Source organism: Paraburkholderia flava, assembly GCF_004359985.1.
In the GTDB taxonomy this organism is placed as follows: Bacteria; Pseudomonadota; Gammaproteobacteria; order Burkholderiales; family Burkholderiaceae; genus Paraburkholderia; species Paraburkholderia flava.
Map to the genome: position 1 here is coordinate 983,905 of NZ_SMRO01000002.1, position 22,073 is coordinate 1,005,977.

The 22,073-nt window shown below is 64.2% G+C and carries 20 protein-coding genes; 11 read left to right on the forward strand and 9 right to left on the reverse strand.

All coding sequences use genetic code 11. From position 1 onward, the window contains the following. The first annotated feature begins 12 nt into the window (after nucleotides 1-12). Nucleotides 13-924, forward strand: a complete 912-nt coding sequence (locus E1748_RS15860; RefSeq protein ID WP_133648145.1) for a LysR family transcriptional regulator — start codon at nucleotides 13-15, stop codon at nucleotides 922-924. A gap of 25 nt (nucleotides 925-949) precedes the next feature. On the opposite strand, the gene E1748_RS15865 is transcribed toward E1748_RS15860, so the two are convergent. Continuing rightward, entirely contained in the window at nucleotides 950-1,594 is a 645-nt protein-coding gene (locus E1748_RS15865; protein WP_133648146.1) for a TetR/AcrR family transcriptional regulator, read from the reverse strand. Nucleotides 1,595-1,661: 67 nt separating this feature from the next. On the opposite strand from E1748_RS15865, the gene E1748_RS15870 reads away from it, so the two are divergent. Then, the gene (locus E1748_RS15870; protein ID WP_133648147.1) at nucleotides 1,662-2,228 is read left to right on the forward strand and encodes a DinB family protein; all 567 of its coding nucleotides are present in this window, start codon (nucleotides 1,662-1,664) and stop codon (nucleotides 2,226-2,228) included. A gap of 290 nt (nucleotides 2,229-2,518) precedes the next feature. Here the strand turns inward: E1748_RS15870 and E1748_RS15875 are convergent, their stop codons facing one another. The 6 genes from E1748_RS15875 to E1748_RS15900 all read right to left on the reverse strand — a co-directional run bounded on the left by E1748_RS15875 (nucleotide 2,519) and on the right by E1748_RS15900 (nucleotide 10,062). Continuing rightward, nucleotides 2,519-4,648: a phosphocholine-specific phospholipase C gene (locus E1748_RS15875; RefSeq protein ID WP_133648148.1), complete on the reverse strand. Its 2,130-nt coding sequence runs from the start codon at nucleotides 4,646-4,648 to the stop codon at nucleotides 2,519-2,521. 79 nt (nucleotides 4,649-4,727) lie between these two features. Next, nucleotides 4,728-5,015, reverse strand: a complete 288-nt coding sequence (locus E1748_RS15880; RefSeq protein ID WP_133648149.1) for a hypothetical protein — start codon at nucleotides 5,013-5,015, stop codon at nucleotides 4,728-4,730. Between the two features lie 390 nt (nucleotides 5,016-5,405). Continuing rightward, entirely contained in the window at nucleotides 5,406-6,248 is an 843-nt protein-coding gene (locus tag E1748_RS15885) for an alpha/beta fold hydrolase (protein WP_133648150.1), read from the reverse strand. A 17-nt stretch (nucleotides 6,249-6,265) separates the two neighbouring features. Further along, entirely contained in the window at nucleotides 6,266-7,870 is a 1,605-nt protein-coding gene (locus tag E1748_RS15890; protein WP_133648151.1) for a benzoate-CoA ligase family protein, read from the reverse strand. 88 nt (nucleotides 7,871-7,958) lie between these two features. Continuing rightward, nucleotides 7,959-9,578, reverse strand: coding sequence for a 3,4-dehydroadipyl-CoA semialdehyde dehydrogenase (locus E1748_RS15895; protein ID WP_133648152.1), 1,620 nt, complete (start codon nucleotides 9,576-9,578; stop codon nucleotides 7,959-7,961). Between the two features lie 16 nt (nucleotides 9,579-9,594). Further along, nucleotides 9,595-10,062 (reverse strand): DUF4863 family protein, encoded by a 468-nt coding sequence (locus E1748_RS15900; RefSeq protein WP_133648153.1) that lies wholly within the window; start codon nucleotides 10,060-10,062, stop codon nucleotides 9,595-9,597. 200 nt (nucleotides 10,063-10,262) lie between these two features. Between E1748_RS15900 and E1748_RS15905 the strand changes: the two genes are divergently transcribed. The 7 genes from E1748_RS15905 (at nucleotide 10,263) to E1748_RS15935 (ending at nucleotide 18,315) form a co-directional block, all read left to right on the forward strand. Beyond that, entirely contained in the window at nucleotides 10,263-11,207 is a 945-nt protein-coding gene (locus E1748_RS15905) for a helix-turn-helix transcriptional regulator (protein WP_133648154.1), read from the forward strand. Between the two features lie 129 nt (nucleotides 11,208-11,336). Then, a complete protein-coding gene (boxC, locus tag E1748_RS15910; protein WP_133648155.1) occupies nucleotides 11,337-13,016 on the forward strand; it encodes a 2,3-epoxybenzoyl-CoA dihydrolase in 1,680 nt (559 codons plus the stop codon). An 86-nt stretch (nucleotides 13,017-13,102) separates the two neighbouring features. Continuing rightward, nucleotides 13,103-14,542 (forward strand): benzoyl-CoA 2,3-epoxidase subunit BoxB, encoded by a 1,440-nt coding sequence (gene boxB, locus E1748_RS15915; protein ID WP_133648156.1) that lies wholly within the window; start codon nucleotides 13,103-13,105, stop codon nucleotides 14,540-14,542. 12 nt (nucleotides 14,543-14,554) lie between these two features. Then, on the forward strand, nucleotides 14,555-15,802 hold the full coding sequence (gene boxA / locus E1748_RS15920; protein WP_133648157.1) for a benzoyl-CoA 2,3-epoxidase subunit BoxA: 1,248 nt from the start codon (nucleotides 14,555-14,557) through the stop codon (nucleotides 15,800-15,802). A 268-nt stretch (nucleotides 15,803-16,070) separates the two neighbouring features. Beyond that, nucleotides 16,071-16,850, forward strand: a complete 780-nt coding sequence (locus E1748_RS15925) for an amino acid ABC transporter substrate-binding protein (RefSeq protein WP_133648158.1) — start codon at nucleotides 16,071-16,073, stop codon at nucleotides 16,848-16,850. Between the two features lie 20 nt (nucleotides 16,851-16,870). Further along, nucleotides 16,871-17,551, forward strand: a complete 681-nt coding sequence (locus E1748_RS15930; RefSeq protein ID WP_133649387.1) for an amino acid ABC transporter permease — start codon at nucleotides 16,871-16,873, stop codon at nucleotides 17,549-17,551. Further along, nucleotides 17,548-18,315: an amino acid ABC transporter ATP-binding protein gene (locus E1748_RS15935; RefSeq protein WP_133648159.1), complete on the forward strand. Its 768-nt coding sequence runs from the start codon at nucleotides 17,548-17,550 to the stop codon at nucleotides 18,313-18,315. The genes E1748_RS15930 and E1748_RS15935 overlap by 4 nt, the downstream gene beginning before the upstream one ends. 18 nt (nucleotides 18,316-18,333) lie before the next feature. Here E1748_RS15935 and E1748_RS15940 read toward each other — a convergent pair whose 3' ends face one another. Then, the gene (locus E1748_RS15940; RefSeq protein ID WP_133648160.1) at nucleotides 18,334-19,200 is read right to left on the reverse strand and encodes a class I SAM-dependent methyltransferase; all 867 of its coding nucleotides are present in this window, start codon (nucleotides 19,198-19,200) and stop codon (nucleotides 18,334-18,336) included. Between the two features lie 102 nt (nucleotides 19,201-19,302). Further along, nucleotides 19,303-19,953: a cadmium resistance transporter gene (locus E1748_RS15945; protein ID WP_133648161.1), complete on the reverse strand. Its 651-nt coding sequence runs from the start codon at nucleotides 19,951-19,953 to the stop codon at nucleotides 19,303-19,305. 178 nt (nucleotides 19,954-20,131) lie between these two features. On the opposite strand from E1748_RS15945, the gene E1748_RS15950 reads away from it, so the two are divergent. Next, entirely contained in the window at nucleotides 20,132-20,659 is a 528-nt protein-coding gene (locus tag E1748_RS15950; protein ID WP_133648162.1) for a hypothetical protein, read from the forward strand. A gap of 114 nt (nucleotides 20,660-20,773) precedes the next feature. Next, on the forward strand, nucleotides 20,774-22,000 hold the full coding sequence (gene bamC / locus E1748_RS15955) for an outer membrane protein assembly factor BamC (protein ID WP_133648163.1): 1,227 nt from the start codon (nucleotides 20,774-20,776) through the stop codon (nucleotides 21,998-22,000). Nucleotides 22,001-22,073 lie beyond the last annotated feature (73 nt).

The following is a 22,073-nucleotide window of genomic DNA, read 5'->3' on the forward strand; positions in this document are numbered from 1 at the left end:
GACGAGGAAACGATGGACCGGCTCGATCAACTGAAGGTGTTCGTGCACATCGCGGAGATGGGCAGTTTCATCAAGGCCGCGAACGTGCTCGAACTGCCGCGCGCGACGGTATCGTCGGCGATCCAGCAACTCGAAGCCGCGATGGGCACGCGGCTGCTGCACAGGACGACGCGTCGTGTGCAACCCACCGCCGATGGTCTGCTGTTGATGGACCGCGCGCGCGAACTGCTCGCGCAGGCGGAGGACATCGACCGGTTGTTTCGCGCGCGTCTCGACGTCGCGGGTCGCCTGACCGTCGACGTACCGAGTCGCATCGCGCGACGGCTCGTCACGCCGGCGCTGCCTGGTCTACTTCGACGTCATCCGAAGCTGCAACTCGCGCTGCGTTCCGCTGATCGTTCGATCGATCTGATCCAGGAAGGTGTCGATTGCGTGATCCGCGTTGGCGAGCGGGTGGATAGCAGTCTCGTCGTGAGGCCGCTTGGGCGCATCGCGCTGATCAACTGCGCGAGTCCCGCGTATCTGAACGAGCACGGCGTGCCGGCACATCCGCAGCAACTAACGGCCGGTCACTGGATGGTCGGCTACGCATCGCCGACGACCGGACGCGAACTGCCGTGGGAATACACCGACGAGCACAACGACGGACGCGTGCTGCATCTGTCCGTGCCGAGCCGTGTGATCGTCAACAACGCGGAGACGTACATCGCGTGCTGCATCGCGGGCATCGGGCTGATCCAGATCCCGCGCTTCGACGTGCAGCATCTGATCGACGAAGGGCGGCTCGTCGAAGTGATGCCCGCGCAGCGCGCGCCATCGATGGAAGTGTCCGCGTTGTATCCGCACAGACGGCAGCGTTCGCGCCGGCTCAATGCGTTCATCGACTGGTTCGAGGATCTGATCGAGCCGCATCTGGAACGTTGAACGTACGCGGTCTTTTAACGACGCCTCATCGGCGTGAATTCGCCGCGGCGTCATAAGCGCATTCAAGATAGCTGCGGACCAGTCTGATGAGTTCACGCTTTAGTCGGGGGCGCGCCAGCAGCCCCCGTCGAGCCGCGTTGTGGATGACGCCCTCAAGTGCGGAAGATAGGACCTGTGCAGTTATACGGTCCTCTTTGTCAGGATCGCTTCCTCGATAGACTGCGACGACAAGCGCATATCTGCGTAGATACTCTTTCTGGAACTCCTCGTAGGCAGCCTTCGTTTCCTCCATCGCTGGCAAGTCCAGGAGTGTCCTGTGCAGCGTCGGGTAATTTCGATGAACCGCGATCAGGTCGCTGACCAGGCACGCGATCAGACGCTCGGGCGTAGATTCGCGGACACACGCGCGCTGCAAGACAGCCAGTACGTCATCAAAATGCTGACGCCGGATGGCGTCGACCAGGGCGAGCTTGTTTGGGAAGTACTGATACACCGAGCCGATACTGACACCGGCAATCCGGGCGACCTCGTTGGTCGTAAATCCGGACCATCCTCGCGTATCCAGAACGTGAGCTCCCGCAGTGACTATCACTTCCAGTGTTGCCCGAGAACGTGCCTGACGTGGGGCTTTCCGCATTAGCGCCGCGGCATCGGAAACGCGAGTAGACATCTGGTCTCCAACTCAAAATAATGTAGGTCACGCTCACATATTATTGGAAACGGGACAGGTGACTATCATGGGTTCGAACGAACTGTTGTTTCGGATGTTTCGCTATCAGGCGTGGGCGCATGACGAAATGTTCGAGGCAATGAAGGGGCTCGACGTCCGGCGACATGCCGAAGAGCGTCACTCGGCGCTTCGCCTGATGAACCATTGCCTCATCGTGAACAAGATCTTCGCGGCACACCTGGTGGGTGACCGTCACGGCTTCGCTGCCGACAACACACCCGAGACTCCCGAGCTCGACGAACTGCATTCAGAGGTCGCGGTGCTCGATCAGTGGTATCTCGACTACGTGAAAGCGGCCACACCGACGATACTGTCCCAATCGGTATCCTTCGCATTTACAGATGGTGATAACGGGTACATGACGCGCGAAGAGATACTGACGCATGTTGTGACTCACGGAGGCTATCACCGTGGTGAGGTGGGAAGGATGATGATCCAGGCTGCGTCCCGCTCAGGAGAGAGCATCAAATTGCCGTGGGACACTTACGCTGTTCATCTTCACAGAACGGAACCCGCGCGCAGGCTCCAGGGCGCGGTGGGGCCACTCCCCATTCTGTCGCCGGTCGCACTATGAGGTAGAACTGGGCGCATCGCTCAGGACGGGCCATCAGCGTCGCCTCAATGCCTCGTCAACAGAACCGGCTTGGCATCTGACCTTCTGCCTCTCGTTGGAAGGGCGTCGCTTGTTGACGGCTTACCATTGAACGCGAACGCAAAAGCGCGTTGAAGAAAAGCGGCCGATGTAACCGTACCGCACGCGTTACGCCACGCACGATACGGCCACACCGGCCGCGTTCAATCTTCAATCGCGAGCGAGGCATTCAACACACAAGCCCCGCCCGCGATAACCCACAACCTAACCCATCAAGACTGCGCACCCAGCGCCGGATCGCTCTTGCTGTCACGCCCCGTTTCGACGTGACCGCCGAGACGGCGCACGAACGCCGGATCGCTATCGACCGTGATCGTCAGGTCATACCAGCCATGCACGTGACGCAGATCGAAGTACAGATCTTCGCTATCGCCGCCGCGCACCTTCTTTTGGACCGTGTGCTTCGGATCGTACGCATTGGCGATCGTGAACGTGCAGCGCGCTTTGCCGTTGTTGCGCAGGCGCAGTTGCAGGTTGCCGTTCGCGACGTCGTAGCCTTCGAGCACTTCGGGAAGCGCCTGCTGGCCGTTGCCGCTCGTCGGATCCATCGCGGCAAACGAGCCCGCGAAGCGGCGCAGGAAACCGTTCGGTCCATGCACCGAGTAGTCGAACAGGCCTTCGTGCTGGAACGGCAGCAGGTAGTCGACGATCCGCTTGCGCGCGCCGACCGTGTACGTGCGCGGCGCGTAGATGCTGCCCGCCGAGTACACCGCCAGCGATACGGCGGCGCGACCCGTGTTGATGAAGCGCATCGTCAGACGGCTGCTGCCCGAGTCGTGTCCGATCCGGACAAACGTTTCGTAAGGCAGCGCGCGCAGCGGACGCACGCCCGGTTCCTGATCCGGCACCGCCTGTGTGGTGGGGGGCACCGGCACGTAGTCGGGATGACGCAACTGGTCCGGCGGCGCATAGCCGGTCGTGCTCGGCAGCGGCGGGAACGAGCGGTTCGGATCGACGAAGTCGAATGCCGACGTCAGATCGCCGCACACTGCGCGACGCCACGGCGTGATGTTCGGCTCGGGGATGTTGTACTGACGGCCGAAACGCGCTTCGATAAAGCGGATCACCGACGTGTGATCGAACACTTCCGAGCACGCCCAGCCACCCTTCGACCACGGCGACACGACGAGCATCGGCACGCGCGGTCCGAGGCCGTACGGGCCCGGCGCGAAGCGGTCGCTGCCCGCGAAGTTTTCGTTGATCACGTCGACGGTCGACATGCCGTTCGCGTTGTCTGCGGTCGGCGGGAACGGCGGGGGCACGTGATCGAAGAAGCCGTCGTTCTCGTCGTAGTTGATCAGCAGCGCGGTCTTGCTCCACACCTCGGGGTTCGACGTCAGCGCCTGCAGCACCTGGTCGATGTACCACGCGCCGTAGTTGACGGGCCAGTTCGGGTGCTCGGAATACGCTTCGGGCGCGACGATCCACGACACCTGCGGCAGCGTGTTGCTCTGCACGTCCTTGCGGAGAATGTCGAAGAAGGTGCCGCCGGCCTGCACGTTGGTGCCCGTGCGCGCCTTGTCGAACAGCGGATTGCCCGGCTGCGCGTTGCGGTACTGGTTGAAGTACAGCAGCGAGTTGTCGCCGTAGTTGCCGATGTACGGGAAGTCGTTCGACCAGCCCCAGCCGCCCTGTGCATTCAGACCGAGGCCCTGGTCCTGATAGATCTTCCACGACACGCCGGCTTTTTCCAGCACTTCCGGATAGGTCGTCCAGCTGTAGCCGACTTCGTCGTTGGCGAGCACCGGGCCGCCGCCGTTGCCGTCGTTGCCGACCCAGCCGGTCCACATGTAGAAGCGGTTCGGATCGGTCTGGCTGAGGATCGAGCAGTGGTACGCGTCGCAGATCGTGAATGCATCGGCGAGCGCGTAGTGGAACGGCATGTCGTCGCGTGTCAGGTACGCCATCGACGTCGTGCCCTTCGACGGAATCCACTGATCGTTGCGGCCGCCGTTCCATGCGGCGTGCGTCGATGCCCAGTCGTGCGGCAGATCCTGGATGAACTGCAGACCGAGGTTCGACGCGGTCGGATGAAACGGCAGCACTTCGCCGGCGCCTGCCGCGAGCGGCTGGTTCCACACCGGCTTGCCGTTCGGCAGACTGATCGCGCGCGTATCGCCGAAACCGCGGACGCCGCGCAGCGTGCCGAAGTAGTGGTCGAACGAACGGTTCTCCTGCATCAGCACGACGATGTGCTCGATGTCGCGGATGCTGCGGGTCGTATTGTTGGCGGGGATCGCCAGCGCGTTACGGATGCCGAGCGGCAGCATCGATAACGCGGTGGCGGAGCCCGCAGCCTGGGCGGCTGCGCGCAGAAAGTCTCGACGGTTTTTAGAGGTCATGTTGAGCTTCGATCTTCAGGTTGGATGTGAGCCACGGTGCAAACAAACTCGGCACGGCACCGTTCCGGGTGCAGCAACTTCAGTCGACGGTATGAATGACGGGAGGCACGAGCGGAGCGGACGCCGCCGCGTCGGCTTCAGCCGGCGTCTGCGCGGGCGTCTCGACGATCGAGGACGGCGGAATCTGGACTGCGGGAGCGGCGTTGCTGCCTTGCGAGAACTGCGAAGCGAGCGGGGTGTTGTTGAACGACGAAGCGGATGACGGCGTTTGCGATGCGTCGGCGGCCTGAGACGGATTGGCAGCCTGCGCGCGGTCGTCATCGTTGCCGCAGGCGGCGAGCGTGCCGGCGCAGAGGCCGGCAATCAATGCAAATGCCGCACCGCGCCTCAGCGCGTAAGCGAAACGTTTGCATCGGCGCGCGCATGAAGCGCGACCAGCGGCGACGCTGCGGAATCTTGTGGGGAATGCGGGCGACACGGGCGCCTCCAGCGACGACGCGACAGGCCGGGAGACGCATCGTTGCTTGCACGTCCGCCCAGCGACGCGCCAGCATACTCTGCGGGGTATTTAAAAAATATGACTCGGGGTGTCGAAAAAAAATCGCTCGACGGGTCGAAAAATAATCGCGAAGTGCGAAAAAAATTAATCGGCGAGGGGTGGGGCGGTGGGGGTGTTTTGACAGGTGAGCGGTCCGGGCAGGCCTGACGTGGGTCGGCGGCCCGGTGTCTCAGTGGTTTAGCCGGTTGGCCGCTGCGTTTAGCGTTTGCTTACCGTTTCGACGAACGATGCGATCGCGTCGGTCAGCGCACCCGGAGCGTCGCGATGCGGCGAGTGTCCGCAGCCGTCGAGTTTGGCGAGTTGCGCGTGCGGCACCTGCCCGGCGATCGTGTCGATCTGCGCCATCGTCCCGTAGTGGTCGTCGTGACCCTGCACCGCGAGAAGCGGACAACGGATCGCCGCTAACTTCCCGACGATGTTCCATGTCCGAAAAGCCGGATCGAGCCAGATGTCGTTCCAGCCGTAGAACGCGGAATCGACGTCCGCGTGATAGCGCGCGAGCCGGTCGCGCAGATCGCTGGTTTCGTACGCGACTTTTGCTTCCGCGATGCTGCCGACCGATACCTGTTCGACGAACACGTGCGGCGCGATCGCGACTGCACCGGTGAGCGCGTCGGGGAACGCGGCCGCGTACAGCAGCGCGATCGAACCGCCGTCGCTGTGGCCGATCACCCACATCCGTGTGCGCGTGGCTGTGTCGATGCCGAGTACGTCGAGCAGTGCGGGCAGTACGTCGAGCGCCTGGTCGCGCATGAAGTTGACGGGCCAGCGTTCGCCGGATGGACGCGGCGTCGAGCGTCCATAGCCGGGCCGCGAATAGACGAGCCCACGCATGCCGAGCCGGTCGCACAGCGTCTGCGGCCAGTCGCGCCACATCGCGATCGAGCCGAGGCCTTCGTGCAGGAATACCGCAATCGGTGCATCGGGTGCTCCGGCGTCGAGCCAGCGGTATTCGATCCGCAGAGCGTCGCGTGTGGCGGTGGCGGGCAGTGCGGCGAACGTCGCGGTGGAAGCGGTATCGGTGTCGGTCAAGCCAGGCATCGAGACGAATCTCCAGTTCAGAGCAGTTCCCGCAGTTTGAAGCGCTGGATCTTGCCGGTTGCGGTTTTCGGCAGATCGTCGACGAAGACGATGTCGCGCGGATACTTGTGCGGTGCGAGGCGTGCCTTGACGAACGTCTTCAGTTCATCGGTGAGTGTGTCCGATGCGTCGGCACTGTGCTTCAGCACGACGAACGCACGCGTTTTCACGAGGCCGCCGTGATCGACGCCGACCACCGCTGCTTCCAGTACCGCATCGTGCTGTACCAGCACCATCTCGACCTCGACCGGCGACACGTATTGTCCGCTGACCTTCAGCATGTCGTCGCTGCGTCCCGCGTAAACGTAGCAGCCGTTGTCGAGCCGGCGGTATTTGTCGCCGCTGCGGATCCATTCGCCGAGAAACGTCGCGCGTGTTTTCTCGCGGTTGCTCCAGTACATCACGGCGGCGCTCGGCCCCTTGATGTACAGATCGCCGACTTCGCCGTCCGCGATCGGCCGGCCTGCTTCGTCGCGTAGCTGGACATCGTAGCCTGGCACCGGTCGACCGGTCGTGCCGTACTGAACGTCGCCTGCACGGTTCGACAGGAAGATGTGCAGCATCTCGGTCGAGCCGATGCCGTCGAGAATCTCGCAGCCGAAATGCGCGGTGAAGCGCTCGCCGATTTCGCGCGGCAACGCTTCGCCCGCCGACGTGCAGATGCGTAGCGCGACGTCTGTGCGCGCGGGCAAAGCAGGCGATACGAGCATGCCTGCGTACAGCGTCGGCACGCCGTAGAAGATCGTCGGACGATGACGCACCAGCCGCGCGAACACGGCGTCGGCGGTTGGACGTTCGGCCATCAGCACAGCAGTCGCGCCGACCGATAGCGGAAACGTGAGTCCGTTGCCGAGACCGTATGCAAAGAACAGCTTCGCCGCCGAGAACACCACGTCGTGTTCGCCGATGCCGAGTACCGGCTTCGCGTACAACTCCGCAGTCCAGTAGAGATTCGCGTGCGTGTGGACGGTGCCCTTCGGCTTGCCGGTCGAGCCGGACGAATACAGCCAGAACGCGATGTCGTCGGCGCCGCTCGATGCCGCGCGCACGGCCGGCGGCGAACGGTCGATTAGCGGTGCGAGCACGTATGCGCACGGCAGGTCGGTGGGAGTGGGCTGCGATGCGATCAGCAGACAGCCGTCGTGTTCGGCGTCGCCTAGCGCCTGGGCGACGACCGGCAGCAGCGCGCCCGATGCAATCACCGCGCGCGCATGGCTGTGCGTCAGCATGTACACGTAGTCGGCGGACGTGAGCAGCGTGTTCGCGACGACCGGCACGACGCCCGCATACAACGCGCCGAGAAACGCGATCGGCAACTCGACCGTGTCGAGCATCACGAGCAGGATGCGTTCTTCCGCGTGGATGCCCAGCTCGCGTAAAGCGGTTGCGAAGCGGCGTGCACGGTCTTCGAGTTCGGCGTACGTGGTCTCGCCGATGTCGTCGATGTATGCGGTCTTCGTCGCGCGCGACCGGTTGAGGTCGAACAGGTGCGCCGCGAAATTGAAGCGGGCAGGCGGCGGCGCGGGTTCTCGCACAGATAGGTGAGCAGGCGGATCGGCCGGCGTGTCCAGCAGGGCTTCCATGTTTCCTCCAACGGTGGGGCGGCGTGCGCTCGATCTGTGTCGATGGGTCGTGAGCCGTCGGACTGCGGTGTTGTGTTTGGCTTCCGCGTTACGTGGTTGTCTGTGCCAATGCGTCTAGCGACGCAGCCGGCGCCTGGATCGCACTGCGACGGTGATAGAAACCGAGCGCACGCAGACCGCCGAGTTCTTCGCCGCCACCCGCGCGTCCCGGTCCGCCGTGCAGCGACATCGGCATCACGTTGCCGTGGCCCGTGTGACTGCGCGCGACCGTCGGCGATACCGCATGCACGCGACCGTGCGAATCGGCGAGTTCGAGCGCGACGCGGGCGAGATGGGAATCGTCGTTCGCATAGACCGACGCGACCAGCGATCCTTCGCCGCGTCGTGCGAGTGCGATTGCATGCGCTTCGGGTAATTCGTCTGCTTCGTTCGATACGCGATACGGTGCGAGCGTCGCGACCGGGCCGAACACTTCGACTTCATGCAGCCGCGTCGCGCGATCCGGGTCGCGTGAGACGAACAGATGCGGCGCGATGCATGCGGCTATTGCGGGATCGGCATCGACCAACGATGCGCCCGAGCCGTCGAACACAAGCTCAGCCTCTTCTTGAAGCGTCGCGATGCCTGCGCGTACCGCGTCGTATTGCGCGCGGCTCACGAGCGCGCCCATCGTCACCGCTTCGTTGCGCGGGTTGCCGGTCACGACGGTCGATAGCCGCGCACGCAACGCATCGACGGCCGCATCGAGAAACACGGACGGCACGAACGCGCGACGGATCGCCGTGCATTTCTGCCCGGACTTCACGGTCATTTCGCGTGCGACTTCGGCGACGAACAGATCGAACGCGGCGGTGCCCGGCGCGGCATCGGCGCACAGGATCGCGCTGTTCAGACTGTCCGCTTCGACGTTCAGTCGCGCGCCGCGTCGCACGAACGCGGTATGCGCGCGCAGCGTCGCGGCGGTTTCGGCAGAGCCGGTAAAGGACACGACATCGAACGCGCGGATCTCGTCGAGCAGTCCCGCCGAACGTCCGCAGATCACCGACAGCGCACCCGGCGGCAGAATGCCCGCATTGACGACGTCGGCGACCATCCGCTGCGTGAGCCATGCAGTCGCGGTCGCGGGCTTGACGATCACCGGCACGCCGGACAGCAATGCAGGCGCGGCTTTTTCCCACAGCCCCCACGACGGAAAATTGAACGCGTTGATGAACAGCGCGACACCGCGCGTCGGCACAAGCACGTGCTGCGAAGCAAACGATCCGTCCTTGCTGAGCGAAACGGACGGACCGTCACGCAGCGCATGCATGCCGCCGAGCGTCGTGTAGTACCCGCCGGACTCCGCACCAAGCGTGGTCGCACCGAGCTTCGCGTAGTACGACAGCGTGAAGAGCCCACCGTCGATATCGACCGCGGAATCGCCGCGCGTCGTGCCGGAATTCGCGAGTGCGATCGCGTAGTAGTCGTCGCGCTTGCCTTGCAGCAGCTTGCCGATTTCCGCGAGCTTCGCCGCGCGCTCCGCGTAGGTGAGTGCGCGCAACGCGGCACCGCCTTGTTCGCGCGCAAATGCGAACGCTTCGGCGAGATCGATCCCATCGCCGGACACACGCACCAGCGATTCGCCGGTCACGGGATCGCTGAGCGTGACGCCGGGGCCGTCGCCGGCCACCCAGCGGCCCGCGACGTGATTGAGCAGAAGTTCGGTCATGGCGATGTCCCTCAGTTCAGGCAGGCGTGAATTCGATGGCGCCTTGCGGCAGCAGATACAGCACGAGCGCTTCGCCGTCAGCGACGGTAGGACGATGCGCGCTGCCCGGACCATACACACACCAGCCGGCCGGATGACCGTCGAACGTCGCGCCTTCGGTGAGCGGCACGATCAGATCGATCTCGCCGTGCGGATGCACGTGATGTGGACCGGCGATGTCCTTCATGTCGACGACATCGACTGAGAAACCGTGGGTATCGGGGAGTGCCTTGAAGATGCGTCCGTAGCGCAGGCCGCCGGCTTCGCGATTGCACAGCCAACCCTGTGCGACGCCTTCGCGGCACGCGTCGGCGAGTTCGCGAAACACGTCGCCGTGCGCGGGCCACGTTGCGTTGAGCCAGTCCGCGAGCGCGGCGTCGAGCGGACGGTCGGCGAGTTGCGACGTGACGCCCGCAATCAGCCGCTGAAAATCGGAAGGGGACATGCGAATCTCCTGGGCCGCTCGCGCGCACTGCACTACATGCGCGTCGGGCGGCTGTCTCCTGGGCGCTGCCGGAATACGGCAACGGGCGAAACACGTGCATTAACGTTTGTTGTTCTGCCAGCTTTTGGCGAAAATTAACCGCTTGCTTGATGCATGTCAAGCACTATAGTACATATGTTCGCGCAAACGGAATCCATCATATGAAGCAAACTTACTCTTCCGATCCCGTCGCCGACGTCGCGGAAGCCGACGCGCAGAAGGGCGAGCGCGAAGAGCGCGACCCGTTTCTGACCGCGATGGGCGAGCGCGTGCGGTTGCTGCGCGCGCGTCGCGGGATGACCCGCAAGGCGCTCGCGCAGGAGACCGGTCTGTCCGAGCGGCATCTGGCGAATCTCGAGTCGGGGGTCGGTAATGCGTCGGTGCTGGTGCTGCGGCAGATCGCGACGACGCTGAACTGTCCGCTCGCGGAAGTGATCGGCGACGAGACGACCGCATCGGCGGAATGGCTGCTGATCCGCGAGCTGTTGCAGGGCCGCGATCAGGCCGCGCTGCAGCGCGCACGGGTCGCACTCGCGGACCTGTTCGCGCAGGCGCCGCGCGATCCGCATCGCAAGGACCGGATTGCGCTGATCGGCTTGCGTGGCGCGGGCAAATCGACGCTCGGCCGGATGCTCGCGCAGGAGCTGAAAGTACCGTTCGTCGAGCTGAATAAGGTGGTCGAGCAACTGGCGGGCTGTCCGCCGTCGGAGATTCATTCGCTGTACGGCGCGAGCGCGTATCGCCGCTACGAGCATCGCGCTTTGGAGGCCGTGATCGGCGAACACGAGCGCGCGGTGATCGCGTCGCCGGGTGGTCTCGTGTCGGAGGCGGGCACGTTCAACGCGCTGTTGTCGCACTGCTTCACGGTGTGGCTGCAGGCAACGCCCGAGGAGCACATGCGCCGCGTCGTCGCGCAGGGCGATCTGCGGCCGATGTCCGGCAACAGCGAAGCGATGGAAGACCTGAAGCGGATTCTCGCCGGACGCAGCGAGCTGTACGGCCGCGCGGACATGACCTTCGACACCAGCGAGAAGACGCTCGCCGACGCCTATCTGCAACTGCGCGACCGGCTGGCCGCGCGTCTCGCGGCGGAAACCGCCGACTGAACGGCTGCTGGCCCCCGGACCAGGGTTTCTCCTGAAAGTGCATTAAAGTGCTTTACGTATGCAATGTAATGCACTATTGTTCGATCAAGTTTGATCGAGCCGCATGCATTCATTAGGAGACACCCACTCATGTCCACCGCCGAATCCGTCGCCACCGCCATCCAGCCGGTCGACTACCGCACTAACCCCTCGCAGTACCGCCACTGGAAGCTGTCGTTCGACGGCGCGGTCGCGACGCTCGGCATCGACATCGCCGAAGACGGCGGCATCCGCGACGGCTACAAGCTGAAGCTCAATTCATACGATCTCGGCGTCGACATCGAACTGCACGATGCGCTGCAACGGATCCGCTTCGAGCATCCGGAAGTGCGCACGGTGGTGATGACGAGCCTGAAGGACCGCGTGTTCTGCTCGGGCGCGAACATCTTCATGCTGGGGCTCTCGTCGCATGCGTGGAAGGTCAACTTCTGCAAGTTCACCAACGAGACGCGCAACGGCATCGAGGATTCGTCGCGTGATTCGGGGCTCAAGTTCATCGCGGCGGTGAACGGTGCGTGCGCGGGCGGCGGCTACGAACTGGCGATGGCCTGCGACGAGATCTGGCTCGTCGACGATCGTTCGTCGTCGGTGGCGTTGCCCGAAGTGCCGCTGCTCGGTGTGCTGCCCGGCACCGGCGGTCTCACGCGGCTCACCGACAAACGCAAGGTTCGCCACGATCGCGCCGATATTTTCTGCACCGTGGTCGAAGGGATTCGCGGCGAGCGCGCGAAGGAATGGCGGCTCGTCGATGAAGTCGCGAAGCCGAACCAGTTCGATCATGCGGTCAGCGCACGTGCGCTCGAACTCGCCGCGCAGAGCGATCGTCCCGCCGACGCGCAGGGCATCGCGCTGACGTATATCGAGCGCACCGAACGCAACGATGGTCTCGCTTATGCGACCGTCGACGTCGCGATCGATCGCGCAAAACGCACCGCGACCTTCACCGCAAAAGCACCGGCTACAGCGCAGCCCACCGACATCGACGGCATCGCCGCCGCCGGCGCGAACTGGTGGCCGCTGCGCTTCGCGCGCGAGCTCGACGACGCGATCCTGTCGATGCGCACCAACGAACTCGACATCGGCACGTGGATTTTCCGCACTGAAGGCGACGCGCGCGCAGTGCTCGCAGCAGACGCGTCGCTAATGCAGCATCGCGACCACTGGTTCGTCCGCGAAACGATCGGCATGCTGCGCCGGACGCTCGCGCGGATCGACGTGTCGTCGCGTTCGCTGTTTGCGCTCATCGAACCGGGTTCGTGCTTCGCCGGCACGTTTGCGGAACTCGCGTTCGCCGCCGACCGTTCGTACATGGAGTCGCTGCCGAGCAACGAGGACGAAGAGCCGTTGCTCACGCTGTCCGAAGTCAACTTCGGTCTGTATCCGATGGTCACGCATCAGTCGCGGCTCGCGCGGCGTTTCTACGACGACGCGCAGCAACTCGACGCGCTGCGCTCGCAGATCGGCACCGCATTGCGACCGCTCGATGCAGAACGTCTCGGCCTCGTCACCGCCGCGCCCGACGACATCGACTGGGCCGACGAAATCCGCATCGCGCTCGAAGAGCGCGCGGCAATGTCGCCGGATGCGTTGACGGGGCTCGAAGCGAATCTGCGCTTCAACGGTCCCGAGACGATGGAGACGCGCATCTTCGGCCGCCTCACCGCGTGGCAGAACTGGATTTTCAACCGGCCGAACGCAGTGGGCGAGAAGGGCGCGCTCAAGGTGTACGGCAAGGGCAGCAAGGCGCAGTTCGACGTCGCGCGGGTTTGAGCGCTTCGAACCGCATTGCATCGCGCACTAAGCATCACGCGCGCCTCTCGCGAAACACCTGGCCGCACTCCGCACAAGGAACCGACATGTCCACGATCAACTCGTCGATCAACTACAGCGAAAAAATCCCGAACAACGTGAACCTCGCCGACGACCGCGCATTGCAGCGCGCGCTCGAACAATGGCAGCCGAATTTTCTGTCGTGGTGGGGCGACATGGGCCCCGACGGCTCGCACGGTTACGACGTTTATCTGCGCACGGCGGTCAGCGTCGATGCAGGCGGCTGGGCACACTTCGATCACGTGAAGATGCCCGACTATCGCTGGGGTATTTTTCTCGCGCCCGGTGACGCTAACCGCACGATCAACTTCGGCGAGCATAAGGGCGAAGCTGCGTGGCAGGACGTGCCGGGCGAACATCGCGCGAACCTGCGCCGCATCATCGTCACGCAGGGCGACACGGAGCCGGCGTCGGTCGAGCAGCAGCGTCACCTCGGACTCACCGCGCCGTCGATGTACGACCTGCGCAATCTCTTTCAGGTGAACGTCGAGGAAGGGCGCCACCTGTGGGCGATGGTGTATCTGCTGCATCGCTACTTCGGCCGCGACGGTCGCGAGGAAGCGGAAGCGCTGCTCGGCCGCCGCTCCGGTGACGACGACAATCCACGGATTCTCGGCGCGTTCAACGAGAAAACGCCGGACTGGCTCGCGTTTTTCATGTTCACGTACTTCACCGATCGCGACGGCAAGTTCCAGCTGTCGGCGCTTGCGGAGTCGGGCTTCGATCCGCTCGCGCGCACGACGAAGTTCATGCTGACCGAAGAAGCGCATCACATGTTCGTCGGCGAATCGGGCGTGTCGCGTGTCGTGCAACGTACCGCGCAGGTGATGAACGAACTGCAGACCGACGACGTCGCGCGTCTGCGCTCGGCAGGCGTGATCGATCTGCCGACGATCCAGCGCTATCTGAACTTCCACTACTCGGTGACGATCGACCTGTTCGGTGCGGATCATTCGTCGAATGCGGCGACGTTTTATAGCTCTGGGTTGAAGGGCCGTTACGAGGAAACGAAGCGCGACGACGATCATCGGTTGAACGGCCAGAGCTACCGGTTGCTCGACGTGCAGGACGGCAAACTCGTCGAGCGCGAGGTGCCGATGCTGAACGCGATGAACGAAGTGCTGCGCGACGACTACATCAAGGATTCGGTGGCGGGGGTGGGGCGCTGGAACAAGGTGCTCGAAAAGGCAGGCATCGAGTTTCGGTTGACGGTGCCGCACAAGGCGTTCAACCGGCAGATCGGCACGTTCGCCGGCGTGCGCGTCGCGCCGGAAGGCCGCGTGATCGATGCAGGCGAATGGGCCGCGAATGAGGCGAAGTGGCTGCCGACGCCGGAAGACCGCGCGTTCGTCGCGTCGTTGATGGGACGCGTGGCCGAGCCCGGCAAGTTCGCGAACTGGATCGCGCCGCCCGCGATGGGCGTGAACCGGCAGCCGGTCGATTTCGAATACGTCCGCTTCAACTGAAGAGAGACTGCCATGAACGCGCCAGTATCGATCGACATCCTGAAGCAGCACCTGATCGATCCGGAAATCTGCATCCGCTGCAACACGTGCGAAGAGACGTGCCCGATCGACGCGATCACGCACGACTCGAACAACTACGTCGTGAAGGCGGACGTGTGCAACGGCTGCATGGCGTGCGTGCCGCCGTGCCCGACCGGCGCGATCGACAACTGGCGCACGGTGCGACGCGAAGACGCGTACCCGATCGACGCGCAACTCACGTGGGACGTGCTGCCGGAAGAGCGTGCGTTGCCGGAGTCAGCGGCAGGCGGTAGCGATGCGGTAACTGAGGCGTCCACCGAGGCTGGCGCAGCAGCGCCCGGCCCCACGACCGACACCGTGCGCGGTTCCGTCGTGCCGCCGTGGTCCGCCGCGAAGGCGTACGTCAATCTGTACACGCACAAGGCACCGATACGCGCGACGGTGGTCGGCAACTACCGCCTCACCGATGCCGCCACCGATAGCGCGATCCATCACATCGTGCTGGATTTCGGCGCGACGCCGTTTCCGGTGCTCGAAGGGCAATCGATCGGCATCCTGCCGCCCGGCACGACCGCCGACGGTCGCACGCATCACGCGCGGCAGTATTCGATCGCGAGTCCGCGCGACGGCGAGCGGCCCGGCTACAACAACGTGTCGCTGACCGTGAAGCGCGTGCAGCAGGATCACGCGGGCAATCCGACCGACGGCGTCTGCTCGAACTATCTGTGCGACCTGAAGAAGGGCGACGTGGTCAGCGTGATCGGTCCGTTCGGCGGCACGTTCCTGATGCCGAACCATCCGAACTCGCATCTGCTGATGATCTGCACGGGCACCGGCTCCGCGCCGATGCGCGCGATGACCGAGTATCGGCGGCGGCGTCGTCTGAAGGGGGCGACCGGCAAGCTGATGCTGTTCTTCGGCGCGCGCACGAAAGAAGAGCTGCCGTACTTCGGCCCGCTCACGAACCTGCCGAAAGACTTCATCGACACGAACCTCGCGTTTTCGCGGACGCCGAAACAGCCGAAGCGCTACGTGCAAGACGCGATGCGCGAACGCGCACCCGACGTCGCGCAGCTGCTGAAAGACGACAACACGCACATCTATGTGTGTGGCCTCAAGGGCATGGAAGACGGCGTGCTGCAGGCGTTGAAGGAGATCGCCGAGGCTCAGGGCATGCTCTGGGACGCACTGTGGGAACGGCTCAGGAAGGAAGGCCGGCTGCACCTCGAAACCTACTGACGGGTCCCGAACCCACCTGCAGATCACTGCGCGCCGCCGGCCCAGGCGGCGCGCGTCTTGCTGTTCTCCGCGCTGCCATCCGTATTGCCGAGCCTTGCCAACGCCACGCGATCGGTCTACCTTATTCTGCTCCGGTATATTCATCAAGCGCAAAAAGCGTTGTGAAAACAAGGACCGTTTGCTACAGTCCGGCCACTCTGCGGGGCCGGCATCCGTGCCGGCTCCGCACCGCAAAAACCGATACCACACACTCACGGAGCTCATCCAGATGAAGTCGATTCGATCCATCCTGTTGATCGGTCTGCTGCAGATCGCTACGGCGACCGCGGCGTTCGCAGCCGACGGCCTCGCGCAGGTCAAGTCGTCCGGCGAGTTCAAGATCGGCACCGAAGGCACCTACGCGCCGTTCACGTTTCACGATGCTTCGGGTCAACTGACGGGCTTCGACGTCGAAATCGGCCGTGCGATCGCGCAGCGGCTCGGCGTGAAGGCGGTGTTTATCGAAGGCAAGTGGGATGGTCTGATCGCCGGCCTCGACGTGAACCGCTATGACGCCGTAATCAATGAAGTCGCGATCACCGACGCGCGCAAGGTCAAGTACGATTTCTCGACGCCGTACATCGTGTCGCACGCGGCGCTGATCGTTCGCTCGGACAACACCACGATCAAGACCTTCGACGACCTGAAGGGCAAGAAGTCGGCGAACACGCTGACCAGCAACTTCGGCAAGATCGCCGCCGCACATGGCGCCGATGTGATCGCGGTGCAGGGCTTCAACGAATCGGTCGATCTGCTGACGTCGGGCCGCGTCGACGCGACCGTCAACGACTCGCTGTCGTACCTCGACTTCAAGAAGCACCGTCCGGACGCGAAGGTCAAGATCGTCGCGCTCGACGACTCCGGCGACGCCGACAAGTCCGCCGTGCTGCTGCGCAAGGGCAACCCGGAACTGGTCGCCGCGATCAACAAGGCGCTCGCCGACATGAAGGCCGACGGCACGTACGCGAAGATCTCCGACAAGTACTTCGGCAAGGACGTCTCCCAGTAAGCGCACGGAGCGCCTGAATGATGCCGGCATGGTTGCAATTGATGGCGCAGTCGCTGTGGCCGCTGCTGGTCGCAGGGCTGCAGTTCACGGTGCCCCTCACGATCGTTTCGTTCGTGCTGGGGCTCGCGCTCGCGTTCGGCGCCGCGCTGATACGCCTGTTCGGGCCGAAGTGGGCGATCGCGATCGTCCGCTTCTACGTGTGGCTGATTCGCGGTTCGCCGCTGCTGGTGCAGCTGTTCGTGATCTTTTACGGCTTGCCTAACGTCGGCATCGTGCTCGATCCGCTCACCGCAGCGATCATCGGTTTCTCGCTGAACGTCGGCGCGTATAACTCCGAAGTGATCCGCGGCGTGATCGAGTCGATTCCAAAAGGGCAGTGGGAAGCCGCGTATTCGATGGGGATGACGCGCGGCCAGGCACTGCGTCGCGCGATCCTGCCGCAGGCGGCACGCGTCGCATTGCCGCCGCTGTCGAACTCGTTCATCGCGCTCGTCAAGGACACGTCGCTCGCGGCGGTGCTGACCGTGCCGGAAATTTTCCAGGCCGCGCAGCGCATCGCGTCGGTGACGTACGAGCCGCTCATTCTCTATACCGAAGCCGCACTGATCTATCTCGTGTTCAGCTCGGTGCTGTCGTCCGCCCAGGTGCGGCTAGAACGCAAGTTCGGCCGGCACGCGCTTTTCCAGTCGGGGAACGGATGATCCGCCTCTCCAGTATCGACAAATATTTCGGCGAGCATCGCGTACTCAACTCGGTGAATCTTTCGCTCGAGCCGGGTAACGTGACCGCGCTGATCGGTCCTTCCGGCAGTGGCAAAAGCACGCTGCTGCGTTGCGTGAACCTGCTCGAGATTCCCGAGGCCGGCGCGCTCGAACTCGGCGAGCAGCGGCTCGAATTCAGCCGCACCGAAAAGCCTTCGCGCGATGCCATCCTCGCCGTGCGTCGTCGCACCGGCATGGTGTTCCAGAACTTCCAGCTGTTCCCGCATCGCACGGTGATCGAGAACGTGATGGAAGGTCTGCTGACCGTGCAGAAGTGGGATCGCGAGCGGGCCCGAGAACGCGCGCTCGAACTGCTGACCAAGGTCGACATCGCGCACAAGGCGGATGCGTGGCCGGTGACGCTGTCGGGCGGTCAGCAGCAGCGCGTCGCGATTGCGCGTGCGCTCGCGCCGTCGCCGGAAGTGCTGTTGTGCGACGAACCGACCTCGGCGCTCGACCCCGGCCTCGCAGCCGAAGTCGTCGAGGTGTTGAAGCAGCTCGCGAAAGAAGGGATGACGATGCTGATGGCGACGCACGATCTGCGTCTCGCTGCATCGATCGCACGCGATGTCGTGTTCCTGAGCAACGGCGCGATCGTCGAGTCGGGTAGTGCGCGTGATGTGTTCACGCGGCCGCGTCAGGCGGAAACCGCGAGCTTCGTGTCGACGCTCACGCAGACGTTGCCGGAAGCGTGGACCGAATAGGCTGCGGTTATTCGTGGTTTAGTGTGCGACCGGCTTGATGAACGTCAGCGTCATCCGGTCCGATTCGCCGATCGCCGCGTAACGCGCGCGATCGGTCGCGCCGCCCTGGTAGGTCGGCGGCAGCGACCACACACCATGCGGATAATCCTTCGTGTCGCGCGGATTCGCGTTGATCTCGCTGCGCGCGAGCAATTCGAAACCGGCCGCACGCGCATGCGTGATCACGTAGTCTTCGGTCACGTAGCCGCTGTCGATCATCTGCTGCAGCGACGTGCCCGGCGTCGCGCGATGTTCCTCCACGCCGAGTTCTCCACCAGGTTTCAACGCCGCGTAGAACGCGCGCAGGTTCGCGTCGATCTGGCCATCCTTGATCCAGTTGTGGATGTTGCGGAAGGTCAGCACGCGGTCGATCGTGCCGTCCACCGCAAAGCTGAACTGTCCTTCATGCAGTGTCCCTACGGTTACGTTCGCATAGAGCGCGGGCGCTGCCGCGAGCTTGCGGGCGAACACGACGCTCGTCGCGCGCTCTTCAGCTAGCGATTCCGCCGACGGGCTCGCGTATTCCGCTTCGTACAGCGTGCCGTGATCGTGCAGATATGGCCCGAGGATTTCCGTGTACCAGCCGCCGCCGGGCGCGATCTCGAGCACGCGCTGCGTCGGCGCGATCGTGAAGAACTGCAGCGTTTCCTTCGGATGACGGTAGACGTCGCGTGCTTTCGCGGCGTCGCTGCGCTGCGGGCCGGCGATCGCGACATCGAGCGCGGCGCTGTCTACTTGAGCGACGTGCGGCGCAGTGGCGCAGGCGGTCAGCAACAGCGCTGCCGACGCGATGCAGAGCGCGGCGCTTAACGAGGTTCTGGCGAGCGGGTGACGGAGCATACGCATGGGGGTAGCCGTGAAAAGAAGGTGGGCGGTGCCGCCATTATCGGACGTGAACGCGTTGCGCGTATCCGGCGATCGTAATAACGATATCTGCGGGACGTTGAGTTAGCCGCCGGACAGTAACCGCCACGTGTCGTGCTCGACGATCACCGAGCAGCCGACGATCAGCAACACCAGCGGCAGCAGCGCCGCACCATAACGCCGCAGCGGCGCGCCGAGCAACGGATGCCGCACGAGCCACACGGCGACCGCGCACCACAGTGCGGTCATCGCGGCGAAGACCAGGGTGATCGACGTGCTGTCGACTGCATTGCGTCCCGCGTAGAGCGCGACATAGACGGCGAGATTGTCCGAGCCGTTGGCGATCGCGACGCCGGCAACGGTCCATGCGGACGTGCTCTGCGTCACCGGTTGCGTCTGTCCATCAGGTTGCGATGCAGGGGAGCGCCGCGAACGCAGCCACGTCCATGCCTTGCCGAGACCGACGGCGACTGGCAGCAGACCGAGCAGCCCGATCACGCGGTCCGGTACCGACGCGAGCAGTGCCGCGACCGCGAGCGACGCGCCAACCAGCGCGGCCGATCCGATGAACTGCCCGACGACGATGCGGCGCGTGTCACCGCTGCGACGATCGCGGACGTCGGCGAGAAACGCGAGCAGCACGAACAGGTTGTCGATGTTGGTGGCGACGTACGCGGCGACCGCGAGCACGGCCACAGCGGCGAACGACGGCAACGAAGCGGGCGGCAGGATCATCGAGGGCGAATGAAGAGGGCGGAAATATTCCGTAAGCGCGGCGCGGCTGCCGGAAGCGGGCGGTTCGACGGCGCGCAAACCGACGGTCGCCGGTATTCTGCCAGCGCGCGCATATCGACGGGGAGTCGCATGCGGTCGCTACGCTACAATTGGCGTCGCACTGAACTACGGAAGCTCGATGAAGACCCGCACTTTCATTCTCGCAGGCATCGCGGCGGCGATCGCACTGACGGCCGGATGCGCCGCCGTGTATCGCAACGGGAACGCCTGCGAACAGACGATGCGCGACGCGCTCGCCGCCGAATCGTCCGAGCCGCTGAAGGTCTCGCATACGGGCGTCGCGATTTATGGGTCGCGGGTTGTCGTCGAGGGCACGATTCAACGGGCGGCTTCGGCGGTGCCGGCGGCTTCCGCGCCGTCGGCTGCATCTGCTGCCGGGGATGCAACTGACGATGAAGCCGGGTCCGAAGCAGCGGTCGCTGCGGCGGCATCGTCGGCCTCGGCGCCGCGCGCAGCGTCTGCGGCTTCGGTTGCTTCAGCCGCTTCTGCTGCATCGACCGCCGCCGCGAAACGGAAGAAAGCGAAGCCCATCATGGACCCCGCCGCCGCCGAATGCACGTACGACCGCAACGGCCTGACCGCGTTTCGCTGGCTCGCGCCGGCGGACCTCGTGAAGACCACCGCACACACCGATTCCACCGACTGACGCGCGTTGCGTCTCCCCCCACACCGCTTTTTGCACATCCTCTCGCTGGATCGGTAAAATGTCGGGTTGATCCACGGAAAACTTGCCGTGGGCGTTGCGAAGGATTTCCCGAACATGATTGATCTTCGTCTTACCAAGCGGTTCGCAGCATTGCTGATGGCAGGTGGACTGGTCGCCGGTTGCGGCACGTCGTCGCCGACCAAAATCGATTACAAGAGCGATTCCAGATCGAAGCAGGTGTCGCTGGCCATTCCGCCGAACATGATCGACGAGACGCCCGATCAGCGTTCGCTGCCGCCGCAGGGCGGCGAAACGTCGCTTTCTTCGCTGCAGCAGGTCCAGAAGGCCGCGCCGCCGACCAACGCGGTCGTGCCGCCGGTCAGCAACATGCACATCCAGCGCGACGGCACCGAGAGCTGGCTCGTCATCGACAACAAGACACCCGAACAGGCCTGGCCGCAGATTCGCCGTTTCTGGCAGGAGCAGGGCTTCCTGCTCGTCGTCGACCAGCGCGACAAGGGCGTGATGGAAACCGACTGGAACGAAACCCATGCGGCGATCAACGACGGTCTGATCCGCAACACGCTGTCGAAGGCGATGGGCAATTCGTACGTCGCGTCCGAGCGCAACAAGTACCGCACGCGTCTCGACTCGGCACCGAACGGCGGCACCTACGTGTTCATCAGCCAGAAGGGCATGCGCGAAGCGATGACCGGCGCGAACAACGACAACAGCAAGTGGGAACCGAAGCCGAACGATCCGGCGCTCGAAGCCGAATATCTGAAGCGGTTGATGGCGTCGCTCGCACTTGCCGATTCGCGTAGCGGCGGTGGGTCGCAGAATGCCACGCTGTCGCCGGCGGGCACGCAGACCGCGCCGGGCGCGGCGACTGCCGGTGCGAAATCGGCGGCGGCTGCCACGGCTGCGGCGAACGTCGCGCTGGCGGCACAGACGCCGACGCCTGCATCGTCCGACAGCAGCGATGGCTCCGCGCAGTTCACGTCGACCGAGCTCACCCTCGGCGAGCCGTACGACCGCGCATGGCTGCGCGTGGGTCTTGCGCTCGACCGCAGCAACTTCACGGTCGACGACCGCGATCGCGCACGTGGCCTGTACTTCATCCGCTACGTCGATCCGCGCGATCTGACTGCCGCCGAGCAGGGTTTCTGGAGCCAGGTGTTCCACGGCAAGAAGGAAAAGGTCGCGAAGCAGTATCTCGTCAACGTCCGCGCGGTGACGCCGGAGCAGACGCGCGTGGCCGTCGTCGACGACAAGGGCGGTATCGATGCGTCGCCGCAGGCGAAGCAGATCATGTCGTTGATGGTTGATCAGCTACGCTGATCTTTGGGGATTAAACCCGTCACTGATCTGCCTGGATTAAACCCGGGCCGATCTCGCGGATTAAACCCCGGCC